Origin of the sequence: Thioalkalivibrio sp. ALMg3 (assembly GCF_000381225.1) — a bacterium.
Taxonomy (GTDB): Bacteria; Pseudomonadota; Gammaproteobacteria; order Ectothiorhodospirales; family Ectothiorhodospiraceae; genus Thioalkalivibrio; species Thioalkalivibrio versutus.
In genome coordinates this window covers 1-13,325 of record NZ_KB906236.1, presented here as the reverse complement: position 1 = coordinate 13,325, position 13,325 = coordinate 1, and the positions used below count along the sequence as shown (strand labels likewise).

Annotated in this window: 11 protein-coding genes and 1 pseudogene; 4 read left to right on the top strand and 8 right to left on the bottom strand. The window is 67.5% G+C overall.

The features are described from left to right. From F622_RS0113240 to F622_RS0113215, 6 genes are all read right to left on the bottom strand, one after another. The coding region (locus tag F622_RS0113240; RefSeq protein ID WP_019572115.1) for an NAD-dependent epimerase/dehydratase family protein at window positions 1-608 on the bottom strand (608 nt) is incomplete at its 3' end. Window positions 609-612: 4 nt separating this feature from the next. Further along, a complete protein-coding gene (gene minE / locus F622_RS0113235) occupies window positions 613-870 on the bottom strand; it encodes a cell division topological specificity factor MinE (RefSeq protein WP_018937842.1) in 258 nt (85 codons plus the stop codon). 2 nt (window positions 871-872) lie between these two features. Beyond that, window positions 873-1,682 (bottom strand): septum site-determining protein MinD, encoded by an 810-nt coding sequence (minD, locus tag F622_RS0113230; protein WP_018144362.1) that lies wholly within the window; start codon window positions 1,680-1,682, stop codon window positions 873-875. 91 nt (window positions 1,683-1,773) lie between these two features. Further along, entirely contained in the window at window positions 1,774-2,496 is a 723-nt protein-coding gene (minC, locus tag F622_RS0113225) for a septum site-determining protein MinC (protein ID WP_018168585.1), read from the bottom strand. A 184-nt stretch (window positions 2,497-2,680) separates the two neighbouring features. Continuing rightward, on the bottom strand, window positions 2,681-3,454 hold the full coding sequence (locus F622_RS0113220) for a DUF1295 domain-containing protein (protein ID WP_018168584.1): 774 nt from the start codon (window positions 3,452-3,454) through the stop codon (window positions 2,681-2,683). Window positions 3,455-3,457: 3 nt separating this feature from the next. Continuing rightward, window positions 3,458-4,495, bottom strand: coding sequence for a cyclopropane-fatty-acyl-phospholipid synthase family protein (locus F622_RS0113215; RefSeq protein WP_018168583.1), 1,038 nt, complete (start codon window positions 4,493-4,495; stop codon window positions 3,458-3,460). A gap of 275 nt (window positions 4,496-4,770) precedes the next feature. Here F622_RS0113215 and F622_RS0113210 point away from each other — a divergent pair, with 275 nt between their 5' ends. Continuing rightward, entirely contained in the window at window positions 4,771-6,882 is a 2,112-nt protein-coding gene (locus tag F622_RS0113210; RefSeq protein ID WP_018168582.1) for a DUF1631 family protein, read from the top strand. An 85-nt stretch (window positions 6,883-6,967) separates the two neighbouring features. Further along, a complete protein-coding gene (locus F622_RS0113205; protein ID WP_019572114.1) occupies window positions 6,968-7,501 on the top strand; it encodes a lipocalin family protein in 534 nt (177 codons plus the stop codon). 21 nt (window positions 7,502-7,522) lie between these two features. On the opposite strand, the gene F622_RS0113200 is transcribed toward F622_RS0113205, so the two are convergent. Then, window positions 7,523-11,194 carry a hydantoinase B/oxoprolinase family protein gene (locus F622_RS0113200; RefSeq protein ID WP_019572113.1) on the bottom strand — a complete coding sequence of 1,224 codons (3,672 nt, stop codon included), beginning with the start codon at window positions 11,192-11,194 and terminating at the stop codon, window positions 7,523-7,525. An 82-nt stretch (window positions 11,195-11,276) separates the two neighbouring features. Between F622_RS0113200 and F622_RS0113195 the strand changes: the two genes are divergently transcribed. Further along, window positions 11,277-12,356, top strand: coding sequence for a metal-dependent hydrolase (locus F622_RS0113195; protein ID WP_019572112.1), 1,080 nt, complete (start codon window positions 11,277-11,279; stop codon window positions 12,354-12,356). Between the two features lie 59 nt (window positions 12,357-12,415). Further along, window positions 12,416-12,679 (top strand): hypothetical protein, encoded by a 264-nt coding sequence (locus F622_RS0113190; protein WP_019572111.1) that lies wholly within the window; start codon window positions 12,416-12,418, stop codon window positions 12,677-12,679. A gap of 265 nt (window positions 12,680-12,944) precedes the next feature. Here the strand turns inward: F622_RS0113190 and F622_RS14330 are convergent. Next, window positions 12,945-13,150 (bottom strand): annotated as a pseudogene (locus F622_RS14330) (hypothetical protein). Window positions 13,151-13,325 lie beyond the last annotated feature (175 nt).

The window sequence follows — 13,325 nt, the reverse complement described above, 5'->3', positions numbered from 1 at the left end:
CCCGCCAGGATCTTCTTGGTGAACATGAACAGCGCCATGTCCGGGCGGCCCCAGGGGCCGTAGACGGTGAAGAAGCGCAGTCCGGTCACCGGCAGGTCGTAGAGATGGCTGTAGGTATGCGCCATCAGCTCGTTGGCCTTCTTGCTGGCGGCGTACAGGCTCAGCGGGTGATCGACGTTGTCGTGCACCGAGAACGGCATGGTGGTGTTGGCGCCGTAGACCGAGCTCGAGCTGGCATAGACCAGGTGCTCGACGCCGTTATGGCGGCAGCCTTCCAGGATGTTGCCGAAACCGACCAGGTTGGTGTCGACATAGGCCGCCGGGTTCTCCAGTGAATAGCGCACGCCGGCCTGGGCCGCCAGGTTCACCACCCGCTGCGGGCGGTGTTCGCGGAACACCCGCTCCATCGCGGCGCGATCGGCGATGTCCTCGCGCACCTCGGTGAAGTTCGGGTGGTCCTGGGTGCGCGCCAGGCGCGCCTCCTTCAGCGAGACGTCGTAGTAGTCATTCAGATTGTCGACGCCGACCACCTGGTCGCCACGCTCCAGCAGGCGCAGGCTCAGGGCGCTGCCGATGAAGCCGGCCGAGCCGGTCACAAGAACTTTCATCGCGTTAGTCCTGGTCGTCCGGCAGGGTAATGTTCAGCTCGAGGACCTCGCAGTCCCCTTCGCGGTCCACGTTCATCTGCACGGCCTCGTCGTCTACCTGAACGTATTTGCGGATCACCTGCAGCAGCTCCTGCTGCATGGCCGGGAGGTAGTCGGGCCCGGAGCGCGCCGCACGCTCGCGCGCCACGATGATCTGCAGGCGCTCTTTGGCAACGCTGGCGCTCTTCTGCCGCGGCTGACGGAAGTAATCGAAAATCCCCATGATCAACCCTTGAACAGGCGCCCGAAGAAGCCCTTCTTCGGTACATCGACAAAGCGCAGCGGGCGTTCCTCGCCCAGGAACCGGTCCACCGCGTCCTGGTAGGCCTGCCCGGCGTCGGATTCCTCGTCCAGCACCACCGGCTGTCCGGCGTTCGAGGCATTCAGCACCGCCTGGGATTCCGGGATCACGCCCAGGAGTTCGATCGCCAGGATCTCGCCGACATCCTCGATGCTCAGCATCTCGCCGCGTTCGGCGCGCTCGGCGGAGTAACGCGTCAGCAGCAGCTTGCCCTCGATCGGCTCACCGCCTTGCTCCACCTTGCGCGTCTTGCTCGCCAGGATGCCGAGGATGCGGTCGGAGTCGCGCACCGAGGAAACCTCGGGGTTGGTCACCACGATCGCCTCGTCGGCAAAGTAGGCGGCCATCAGTGCGCCGCGCTCGATCCCGGCCGGGCTGTCGCAGACGATAAAGTCAAAGTCGCCGGACAATTCGTTCAGCACGCGCTCCACGCCATCCTGGCTCAGGGCGTCCTTGTCGCGGGTCTGCGAGGCGGGAAGGATGTAGAGGTTGTCCACACGCTTGTCGCGGATCAGGGCCTGCTTCAGGTTCGCATCGCCGTTGATCACGTTGACGAAGTCGTACACCACGCGCCGCTCGCAGCCCATGATCAGATCGAGGTTGCGCAGACCGACGTCGAAATCGATCACGACGGTCTTGTGACCGCGCTGGGCCAGGCCAGTGGCAATCGCGGCCGAGGTGGTGGTCTTGCCCACCCCGCCCTTGCCGGAGGTAATCACTACGATACGTGCCATGTTGGCGGTAGCTCCTTGTCGTCTTGCACGCGCCCGGTGTTCCCGGGGCGTGCGGACGGGTTCCTGTCATTCGTGACCGGCAGGTGGCCGGTCAGATCTCCGCGATCTTGAGGCTTTCGTCGTCCAGTGTCACCAGCCGATTCTCGCCGCGTTCGGCTTCCGTGATGTCTTCGGCGATCCGGTAGTGTCCGGCGATGGACAACAGCTCGGCGTCCAGGCGCCGACAGAAGATACGCGCGGTCACCAGACCGCGCACCCCGGCCAGCGCACGCCCACGTAACGGACCCAGCACATGGATATGCCCGTCCGCCAGCAGTTCGGCGCCCGGCGAGACTGCGCCGGTCACGATCAGGTCCCCCCCGCGGGCGTAGATCTGCTGCCCGGAACGCACCGGTTGATCGACGATACGAGTCGCGCTGTGGACCGCCGCCACGGCGGTCGGCGGGCGTTCCTGCTCGGGCTCGACGGCCTTGTCCTGCGCCGGGGGCTCGTCTTCCAGCGGCACCTCGCCGGAGGGTGCGCCGCCACGCCCGCCCAGTTGCAGCACCGGCAGGACGTCGAACAGTTCGGCATAGCTCTGCAGGCGCTCGGCGGCGGCGCCTGCCTGCAGGCCGATCAGCTTGAAGCCCTCGGCGCGTACGCGCTCGATGGTTGCCTGCAGGTCGGACTCCGGGCTCTCGGCCACTGCCTCCAAATCGAGCACGATGGGCATGTCGCGCATCAGATCCGGGGCCTGGTCGCGCCGCGCGGCCAGCACCTCGCCCAGAACCTGCGGATCGGTCTGGTACACGCGCAGCACAGAGACCAGCATCATGCGGCCTTTCAATTCAATGGCCTGGACAGAACTCGGGGACGCGCTCATCGGATCGGCTGGCTCGCTGGCGGTGACGTGCACAAAAAAGGCGGCGTCCGCAATCTGGGGCGCCGGACAGGACGTGCGCTTTATAGCGCGGACGGGGAAAGCACAGCAAGGGTGCGGGATCACTCCTGCCGCCACATCAGCTGCGCGGCGGGCCCGGGATCAGCGTGTTGGTGCGGCGCACGTAGTCGGCATAACCGGGGCGGGATTCATGCAGACGACTTTCCAGCAACGTGACACCGGACACACGCAGGATCAGCAGGATCATCAGCACCGCCGAGGGAACGGCCCACCAGCCGCCCGCCGCCAGGGCGAGCAGGCCGAACCCGACCCAGACCACAATCTCCCCGAAATAGTTGGGGTGACGGCTGTAGCGCCACAGGCCACGATCCATCACCTGCCCGCGATTGCCCGGATCGGCGCGAAAACGTGCCATCTGCGCATCCGCCACCGTCTCGAAAAAAAGTCCCACCGCCCAGAACAGCAACCCGGCGACGGCCAGCGGCCACCACACCACCTCGGCCCGCACCACGGCCAGCATGGGCAGACCGATCACCGCCACCAGTGCGCCCTGCAACCAGAAGATCGTGACCAAACTGCGCGCGGCAAAGGCACCCTCGCTTCGGCCCGCACGCATGTCCGTGTAACGCCCGTCCTCGCCGTGGTCCCAATTGCGCCAGGTAATAAAGGCGGACAGCCGCAGCCCCCACAACAGCACCGGGATCACGATCCACAGCCCCAGCAGAGGCCACCCGGCCAGCCCCCACCACACCAGCGTGACCAGGACGAAACCCAGACCCCAGTAGCGGTCCACCAGGCTCGCGTCGCGCCGCAGCACGCTCGTCGCCCAGACCCCCGTCATCAGGGCCAGCGCCGCGCCGAACCCGACCAGGAACATCACCCAACCGGCCATCCGCTAGGCCTCGGGCCGGCGAAACAGGATATGCGACACGAACCACTCGTTCCCGCCGCGATAATCGAACAATTCGGCGCAGGCCATGTAGAACATGCGCCAGCGCTGGAACCACAGCGCGGCATCCTGTGCGCCGTAGGTCTGTTCGAACAATGGCATCAGCTCGTCCCGCGCGGCGTCCTGGCGCGCCAGCCAGGCGTTCAGGGTGCGCGCGTAGTGGTGGCCGTTCACCCGCCACTGGCGCACCACGCGCAGATCCTCCTGAAAATGCCGCGCCAGATCATCCGATGGCATCAACCCGTCGCGGAAGAAGTACTGCCCCATCCAGTCGTGTTTGCCCTCGCTCTCGAAGAAGTAGGCGAACTCGCGATGGGCGAAGACATGCATGAACAACTGCCCGCCCGGACGCAACCAGGTCGCCACGCGCCGCAACAGCTCGGGCCAGTTGCGCATGTGCTCGAACATCTCCACCGACACCACGCGGTCGAACCCGGTCTGCTCCGGCGCAAAGGTGTTCATGTCCGCGGTCATGATCGTCAGGTTTTCCAGCCCGCGCGCATCCCGCCGGGCCTCGATCGAGGCCCGCTGGGTCGCCGAGTTGGACACCGAGACGATGCGCGACCGCGGGTATTGCTCCGCCATCCAGAGCGACAGCGAACCCCAGCCACAGCCCAACTCCAGGACCTGCTGCCCATTCTCGAGGCCTGCCCGTTCGCAGGTCAGCTGCAGCATGGCCGCCTCCGCCCCGCGCAGGTCATCCACGCCCTCTGGCCACCAGGCGCAGGAGTATTTCAGCCACGGCCCGAGGCAACGCTCGAAATATTCGGTCGGAACCTCGTAGTGCTGCTCGTTCGCCACCTCGGTGGACAACGCCACGGGCGCGGCGCGCATCGCCTCGATCAACGCATAGCGCCGCTCCATCGCCTCTTCGGCCGGGGCACCACTCGCGCGCAGCCGCTCGGCCAGCAGCCGACGAATCCCCGCCCGCACGAGCGGGTCCGGCACCCGTCCCTGTTCCGCCCATTCGATCATCCGCTGCATCTGTCGGCCTCTGTTGCAATATTCAGGGAGACACTGACCCGTTCGCACTTTGGCGTTCGAGTCGGCCTTGCGTGCTAGCTCCGGCACCCGCCGCGCCGGGGCTTGTAGAAAGATAGAAGGATCAACGCCAACGTGCGAATGAATCAACATCAACCTCGTTGACCCGGGGCCCAACATGCGTTTCCCCGTCAAGCCAGGGACACGTCGCGGGTGACTGACACCTTTGCTTGCCGGGGTGCTAGATTGGCAACCTTGATCTCAGCTACTGAACCGACATGGCGCAACCCCAACGGATCCCGGCCCGCACCCTCCACCGCATCTGGGCACCTTTTTTCAAGGCGGTCCAGGAGCGACACGACGCCTTTCTGAATGACCTCGACGACCGCCTGATGGAGGCCTCCGAACGGGCCATCGATTCGCAGCGGGCGGCCCAGAATTTCGCCCTGTCGCGACAGGTTCGAATGGGGAGCTCGACGATCAGGCAACACTTCCGCGAGCGACTACACGCGGCCCTGATCTCTGTTGACGAAACAGAGGGCGCAGGCGACCTCACCGGTGACGGCCTGGAATTGTCCCTGATGGATGACGCCGACACCGAACGTGAAGTTGCCCTGCGCAAGCTCGTCACCAGCGCGCGCTCCAGCCTGTCCGAGGAGATCGACGCGCTGGAGACGGTCACTCGGGATTATGACCTGGCCACGCCGCCCGAAGCCGCGCCCTGGCACCCCCACGCACTGGGCGAGGCGTTCCTCGAGGCTATGGAGGCCGTCCCGCTGTCCGCCGACGAATGCCTGCTGCTCCTGCACTGGTTCGATCGTGACATGCTCCGGGAAATGCAGCCCGAAATGCAGGCGCTGCTGCAGGACTTCCGCGAGGCCGGCTTCACGGTTCCCCAGGTGCGCCAGACGACACGCAGGCCGGCCGGTCGCAGCGACCCCAACGCGGGACAAACCGCCCCCACCGGCGCCCCGCCGGGGACCGACTTGTGCGGGACCGGCACCGCATCGGGCCACTGGGGCCAGTTCGGGTACCAGGTACCGCTCGCCGGCCAGGTAATGACTGCAACCGGACAGGTGCCCGCCGGCAGCCCGGTCGAGGCCATCACGACCGTGTTGAACACATCCCCGGCCAGCACGCTGGAACCGTTCATCATGGATCTGCTGCAGGGTCTGTTCGACCTGATCCTGAAACGGGACGACCTCAACCCGGCCCTGCGCGAACCGCTTGCCGACCTGCAGCTGCCACTGGTGCGTATCGCGATGCGCGAAACCCACTTCTTCCGCGATCGCACACACCCGGCGCGCCAGATAACCGGCCTGCTACTGAACATCGCGCTGCGCATCGACCCCGACCTGCCCCTGGACGAGGCCCGACAGCTGCCGCTCACCCGCCTGGTGTTCGAGAACGTGGAGCGCGTGCGCAACGGTGGTCTTAGCGACAGCGCTGCCTTTGACGAGGCCCTGAACCGACTGCGGGACGAACTCGCGACAGCCGAGGAGCAGATCGTTCACCAGGCAGCAAGCGAGCAGGCCGAGGCACAGCAGGAAGAGCGCACGCTGGAGATCCGTTACAGCGTCGAATCCACGGTGGAGCGCACCGTGATCTCCATGGGCCAGGACATCCCCGACGAGGCGCGCGAGCAGCTGATGGATGCCTGGGTACCCCTGATGACGGCCCAGAAGACCGCAGACGCCGAGACTTCGGCGTCCTCTGATGCCCCCGCGGACCCGGCGAACCCGGACAACGATGGGATGGCTCTGCTGCACGAACTGCTGGCGCTGATGCAGAAGGAGCCGGACTTCCAGTCCTCCGCCCCGCTCCTGGCCCGCATCCGCGCCTTCCTCGATCGCGCCCCGCTGTCGAAGGAAGAGCGCGCCCGCATCAAGCAGGACCTGGTCAGTGCCCACCTGGTCGCCGCCGGGAAACGCCGTTCCGCCACCGCCGATCGGCAGTCGCCAGCCGAACAGGCGCCGACTGGGCCAACCGGCGAGTCTGGCACCAGCGAAGAACGGTCCGAGCAGCCGGCGCGCAAGCGAGCCAGCGCCCGCCCGGGTTCCATCTTCGGCAGTTCACCGCGCCATCCGGACGACGACCCGTCCCTGATGCGCGACCATGACGACGAGCATGTCGAGCATGCCGACAACCTGATCTCCGGCACCTGGATCCAGTTCACCTCCCCCGCCGGCACCAAGGTCACGCGCATGAAGCTGGTCTGGCGCGGCAGTCACGCCGGACGCCTGCTGTTCACCGATGCCGCGGGACGGGCCAAGCGCCAGCACAGCATTCAGGGTCTGGCGCACGAATTCCGCAGCGGGCGCGCCCAGATCATTCCGGAAGAATCGCTGTTCGATCACCTGATGGACCAGCGCCTCGGCCAGACCGCCTGAGTGCCCGCCGGCCCAACCGGTGGATCCACACGGACCTTTCCCGCGCCGCGGCGGTCCATCTTCCGGGACCATACGGAAGACACCGATGACGCGCTCACTAGCGGCCCTGTTCGCGGGCCTGGTACTGGGGATCCTGATGACCGGATGCAGCAGCCCGCAGAAGATGCCGACCGTGGACCACGTCGACCTCGATCGCTACATGGGCGACTGGTACGTGATCGCGAATATCCCCACCTTCCTCGAGCGCGATGCCTACAACGCGCTGGAGCAGTACGCGCTGAACGACGACGGGACCATCGCCACCACCTTCTCGTTCAACAAGGGCGGCTTTGACGGGCCGCGCCGCGAGTACAACCCGACGGGCTTCGTGCAGAGCGAGGACAACGCCGAATGGGGCATGCGGTTCCTGTGGCCGTTCAAGGCCGAGTTTCTGATCATCTATCTCGACGAGGCCTACAGCCAGACGGTGATTGGCCGCAGCAAGCGCGACTACGTCTGGATCATGGCGCGCGAGCCGGAGATGCCCGAGGACGACTACCAGGCCATCCTCGCCTACCTCGACGAACTCGGCTACGACACCGACGAGATCCAGCGCGTACCCCAGCGCTGGGACGACTGACGCCCCCGTGCTGCGGCGGGCCTAATCCCTGACGCGCCCGTAGCCGCCGCCGCCCGGAGTCCGGATCTCCACCGCATCCCCCGGCGCCACCGACTGGCGATCACAGCCTGCCATCGGCTCGCGCGTGCCATCCGCGCGCAGGATGGCATCCTCGCCCAGCGCCCCCGGCTCGCCATCCGCCAGCCCGAATGGAGGAACGCGGCGGCGATTGGCTAGTAGCACTACCTCCATCGCCGCATCAAAACCCAACCGCCGGATCACGCCGTCACCCCCCCGGCGCTGCCCCCGGCCGCCGGAGCCCCGGCGATAGCCGAACTGTTCTACCCGTACCGGGAAACGACTCTCCAAGACCTCCGGGTCGGTCAGGCGCGAGTTGGTCATGTGCGTCTGCACCGCACTCGCCCCGTCATAGCCGGGCCCGGCCCCGGCGCCACCGGCGATGGTCTCATAGTACTGCCGCTCGGCATCGCCGAAGGTCAGGTTGTTCATCGTGCCCTGGGCCGCGGCCTGCACCCCGAGGGCGCCGAACAGCGCGTCGGTCACGACCTGCGAGGTCTCGACGTTGCCCGCCACCACGGCAGCGGGTGGGGCCGGGTTCAGCAGGCACCCCTCCGGGATCGCCAGGTCCACCGGCGCCAGGCAGCCATCGTTCAGGGGAATCTCGTCCTCCAGCCGCGTGCGCAGCACGTACAGCACCGCCGCACGGACGATGGAGCCCGGGGCGTTGAAGTTGTCCTCGCGGGCCGGCGAGGTCCCCGCGAAATCGATCCGCAGGCGGCGCGCTCCCGGATCGGGTGTCACGGCCACCCGGATCTCGGCCCCGTTGTCCAGCGCATAGGTGAACGTGCCACCCTCCAGGCCCACGATCAGCCGTTGTACCGCCTCGGTGGCGTTGTCCTGCACATGCCGCATGTAGGCCGCCACCGTGGCCGCGCCATATTCGTCCAGCAGCCGGCCCAGCTCTTCGAGCCCCTTGCGGTTGGCCGCCACCTGGGCCTCCAGATCGGCCAGATTCTGCTCCGGATTGCGCGCCGGCCAATCGCCCGATCCCAGTAGCGTCCGCATCTCCCCGGTCGCGAAGCACCCGTCGCGCACGAGAAGGGTCGGTGGGATCAGCACCCCCTCTTCTTCCAGACGACGGGAAAAGGCCGGCATCGAACCCGGCGTGATGCCGCCGACATCGGCATGGTGGCCGCGCGAGGCCACGAAAAACGCCGGTTGCGCGATCTCGGCCTGCGGATCCTCCGTCACTGCATCCCCGGGGCCCACGAAGACCGGTGTGACCACGGTGATGTCCGGCAGATGGGTGCCGCCGTTGTAGGGATCGTTCAGCACCCAGGCGTCTCCCGGACGCAGATCACCCTCCGCCGCCGCGATCACCGCGCGCACGCTGGCGCCCATCGAGCCCAGATGCACCGGCATGTGGGGAGCATTGGCGACCAGGTTCCCGCTGGCATCGAACAGCGCACAGGAGAAATCCAGGCGCTCCTTGATGTTCACCGAATGGGCGGTATTGCGCAGGGTGAACCCCATCTGGTCGGCGATTGCCATGAAGCGATTATTGAAGACCTCCAGCAGGATGGGGTCGCGGGGGATCGCGTCCGCATCGGTGGTTTCGGCTGCCACCCGCCGAGCAGCGCCCGTCTCGCGCTCCAGGCGCAACGTGCCTTCGTGCTCGATCCGGCCCCACCAGCCCGGCTCCAGCACCAGCGTGGCGGTAGCCTCGATCACCAGTGCCGGCCCTGCCAGCGTCATCCCGGGGCCCAGGGCCTCGCGCCGGTACAGGGGTACTTCGCGCATCTCGCCCGCCACGACCATCGCGACCGTATCCGCCTCCGGTGCGGGACGCTCGACCAGCGATTCCGGTACCCGGTCCGGCGGCAACTCGGTCCCGGCGGCGATGGCCTCGCCCGCTGCGACCGCCACCACCAGATCGCGATCCGGCGGGGCAAAGCCGTAGCGCCCGCGATAAGCCGCAGCGAAGGCCTCCATCAGAGAATGAGTGGGGCCGGCCGGGACCTCCAGCGCCGTATCCGAGCCGGCTAGCCGCAGATGCAGCCGCCGCTCGATGCGCATGCCCCCAGGTTCCACCCCCTGTTCCGCCAGGGCCACGGCCGCCGCCATGGCCTGATCGTCCAGCGCGGCCTCGATCGCTGCGACATGCTCCTCGTCCAGGGGCCACTCCAGGCTGCGCTCGCGCAGAGCCCGCAGTTCCCCCAGCCCCATCCCGTAGGCGGACAGCACGCCTCCCAGCGGATGGAACAGGATGTGGCGCATGCCCAATTGCTCCGCGACCCGGCAGGCATGCTGCCCACCCGCCCCGCCAAAGCAGACCAGGGCATAGCGCGACACGTCATGGCCCCGCTGCACCGAGATGGTCTTGATCGCCTGGGCCATGTGCTCCACCGCGATCTGCAACAACCCCTCGGCCAGCCCCTCCGGCGTCACCCGTTCAGCCGTCATCGACATGACCTGAACCGCCAGCTCATCGAACTGCTGCCGGACCGGCTCCGGGTCCAGAGGACGGTCGCGCTCGGGGCCGAACACGGCCGGGAAATACTCCGGTCGCAAGCGCCCCAGCAGCACATTGCAATCGGTCACCGTCAACGGCCCACCCTGGCCGTAACAGGCCGGGCCGGGCTGCGCGCCGGCGGACTCCGGCCCGACCCGTAAGCGGATACCGTCGAAGCGGCAGACCGACCCACCGCCAGCGGCCACGGTATGGATATCCAGCATCGGCACGCGCAGACGCGCACCCGCCACCTCGCTCTCCTGGCGGCGTTCCAGCTCCCCGGCCAGGTGTGCGACATCGGTGGAGGTCCCGCCCATGTCGAACGTGATCAGGCGCTCGAAGCCGAGTGGCGCGGCGGTCTTCAGCGCGCCGACGATGCCGCCGGCCGGCCCGGACAGGATCGCGTCGCGGCCGCGAAAGTGTGCCGCGTCCACCAGCCCGCCATGCGACTGCATGAAGCGCAGCGGCACATCCCCCAGTTCGCCGGCCACCTGATCGACATAGCGGCGCAGCACAGGCGACAGGTAGGCATCCACCACCGTGGTCTCGCCACGCGGCACCAGCTTGATCAGCGGGCTGGTCGCGTGGCTGGTCGCCACCTCGGCAAAGCCCATCTCCCGCGCGAGCGCCGCGATGGCCTGCTCATGCGCCGGATAGCGATAGCCGTGGATGCAGACGATCGCCACCGAACGAATGCCCTCATCCAGCGCCGCCTGCAGGCGCGGACGCAGCTCATCAAGATCCATCGGCTGGAGGACCTCCCCGTCCGCGTTCACCCGTTCGCGCACCGGTGCAACCCGCGCATAGATCGGCTGCGGCAGGCGGATGATGCGCGCAAACAGGTCCGGACGCGCCTGGTGCCCGATCGCCAGTGCGTCCTCCAACCCCGCGGTAATCACCAGCAGGGTCGGCTCGCCCTTGCGCTCCAGTAGCGCGTTGGTCGCCACCGTGGTGCCCATGCGCAGCTCGTGGATCACCCCGGCGGGTATCGCGGCGCCGGCGGCCAGCCCGAGGAGGTCGCGGACGCCCTGCACCGCGGCGTCGGCATACGCCTGCGGGTTGTCCGACAGCAGCTTGCGGGTATGCAGGCGGCCTTCCGGGTCGCGTGCGACCAGGTCGGTGAAGGTGCCGCCGCGATCCACCCAGAACTGCCATTGGTTGTCGGTTCGGGCTTGAGTCATGTTTGCCGCTCTGGTCTGATCCCGTGAACTCGGGCGCCGCGCGCCAGTCGCAAGCGCGTCACCTAATAGGAAATGCTCCCGCATGGATCCCGTCACCCAAGCCAGCCTGGGCGCCGTTGTCGGCGGCCTGACCCTCGGATCACGCCTGGGCCGCAAGGCCATCCTGCTGGGCGCTGTAGTGGCCATTATCCCGGACCTGGACGTACTCATAGCCTACGGGGATGACGTCTCCGATTTCATCCATCACCGCGGCTTCAGCCACTCCCTGCTGCTGCATCTACTGGTCGCGACGGGCATAGCGGGCCTGCTCGCACGCATCCCGACCACGCGCGATATCGGCTTCGGACGCTGGTGGTGGTTCCTGTTCCTGGTGCTGTCCACGCATGTGCTGCTGGATGCGCTCACCACCTACGGCACCCAACTCCTGTGGCCCTTCGCCGGACCTGTGGGGACAGCCTCGATCTTCGTGATCGACCCGCTCTACACCCTGCCCCTGCTGGTCGCCGCGATCGGCGCGCTGTTCTACCGCTTCGCGCCGCGGCTGCTGGTGGCCGGACTGGTCCTTTCCACCGCCTATGCGGGCTCGGGCCTGGCGCTGAAGGCCTGGATCGACCACCGCATCCAGCCCGCGCTGATCGCGATGGACCTGCAGGACCAGCCGCGCATGGTGCAGCCTACCCCGTTCAACCTGCTGCTGTGGCGCGTCACCGTCGTGGATAATGAACGCTTTCTGGAGGCATGGGTGGGCATCCTCGACCAGCCGATCCGCCCGGACTTCGAGGCCTTCGAGCGCGGCGCGCACCTGCAGGACGAGGCCCTGGCCCTGGAGGACGGCCAGCGTCTGCAATGGTTCGCCGGCGACTTCCTGCGCTTCCACCGTGCCGAGCAGGACGAAGCACCCGACCGGCTGGTGGTCACCGATCTGCGCCTCGGCGCGCCAGGCTACTTCCCCTTCGGCTTCGAGATCGCCGAGGAACACGACGGCGAGTGGCAGCCCATCAACAGCCGCCAGGTCCGCGAGACCGGCCCGCGCCAGGACGCAATCCGCGCCATCGGCACGCGCATCAGCGACCCGGAAGGCGCCCCCTGCCTGATGGATCTGGCAGAGCCCGACTACGCCATCACCCAGCCGCCCCCGCGCTGCCGCCTGCAGATGCCGTGATCGGATCCGACGAGCCTGAACCGGGACCCGCGGCCGCCTGCAAACTGTGTGGCCGCGAGATGGACGCGCTGACCCGCCACCACCTGATCCCGCGCAAGCAGCACCGGCGCAAGCGCATCCGCCGGCGATTCAGCCGCGCCGAACGCGAGGCCCGCATCCTGTGGGTCTGCCGCCCCTGCCATGACCACATCCATAAACACTTCGACGAACAAGCCCTGGCGGAACGCCTGAACACGCGCGAGGCGCTCCTCGCCGAACCGGTCGTCCACGACTTCGTCACCTGGATCGCCCGCCACCCACCCGGCTTCAAGCCCCGCGGCTAGCCCCCGGGGGACACAGGACGGCCACTTCCCAAGCCCCGACCTCTTTTGCCTGCGCCGGCGGTGTCGGCGGCTGGTCCTGGTTCGTCCTCCGGTGTTTACGTGCCTCCGTCCGGCCGCCTGCCGTGCGCTGACTCGCCAGCGCACCCCGAGGCACTTTCTTGCTTGCCCAAGAAAGTGCCCAAAGAAGGGCACCCGGATTCCGCCCGGGAACCTTGCTCCAGGGCCCTCGGACCGGCGGCGCTGAACTCGCTGCGCTGCGCTTCGCTCAAACATCCAGCGCCTTCTCCCGGCCCGAGAACCCTTCCGCAAGGGGCTCCATACGGGAGGCGAAGGTCAAAACAGACGGTGTTCCGTCCCCCGGACATAACAATAGGCAATGCCGTCCGAAGGCCCCGGCGCCCGCTTTGCGGGCGCGGCACGCAACGGCCAAAGGCCGAGCGTGCCGAAGATGCTCGAAGACCTAGCCATCATCCATTACCAATATCGTCGGAACGGCCGTTGTCTTGACCTTCCTCCCCGTTGTCGTCGCGCCGAGTGGAGAGGCTTTTCGCGGGAGAAAAGGCGCTGGATGTCTGAGCGAAGCGCAGCGTAGCGAGTTCAGCGCCGCCCGCGAAAAGCCTCGGAGCGAGGGAAACCCCGGCCCGCT

Excerpts from the sequence above, each read along its gene's own strand:
- minE (WP_018937842.1), bottom strand. The coding sequence starts at position 870 with ATGGGGATTTTCGATTACTTCCGTCAGCCGCGGCAGAAGAGCGCCAGC.
- minD (WP_018144362.1), bottom strand. The coding sequence starts at position 1,682 with ATGGCACGTATCGTAGTGATTACCTCCGGCAAGGGCGGGGTGGGCAAG.
- minC (WP_018168585.1), bottom strand. The coding sequence starts at position 2,496 with ATGATGCTGGTCTCTGTGCTGCGCGTGTACCAGACCGATCCGCAGGTT.
- F622_RS0113220 (WP_018168584.1), bottom strand. The coding sequence starts at position 3,454 with ATGGCCGGTTGGGTGATGTTCCTGGTCGGGTTCGGCGCGGCGCTGGCC.
- F622_RS0113215 (WP_018168583.1), bottom strand. The coding sequence starts at position 4,495 with ATGCAGCGGATGATCGAATGGGCGGAACAGGGACGGGTGCCGGACCCG.
- F622_RS0113210 (WP_018168582.1), top strand. The coding sequence starts at position 4,771 with ATGGCGCAACCCCAACGGATCCCGGCCCGCACCCTCCACCGCATCTGG.
- F622_RS0113205 (WP_019572114.1), top strand. The coding sequence starts at position 6,968 with ATGACGCGCTCACTAGCGGCCCTGTTCGCGGGCCTGGTACTGGGGATC.
- F622_RS0113200 (WP_019572113.1), bottom strand. The coding sequence starts at position 11,194 with ATGACTCAAGCCCGAACCGACAACCAATGGCAGTTCTGGGTGGATCGC.
- F622_RS0113195 (WP_019572112.1), top strand. The coding sequence starts at position 11,277 with ATGGATCCCGTCACCCAAGCCAGCCTGGGCGCCGTTGTCGGCGGCCTG.
- F622_RS0113190 (WP_019572111.1), top strand. The coding sequence starts at position 12,416 with ATGGACGCGCTGACCCGCCACCACCTGATCCCGCGCAAGCAGCACCGG.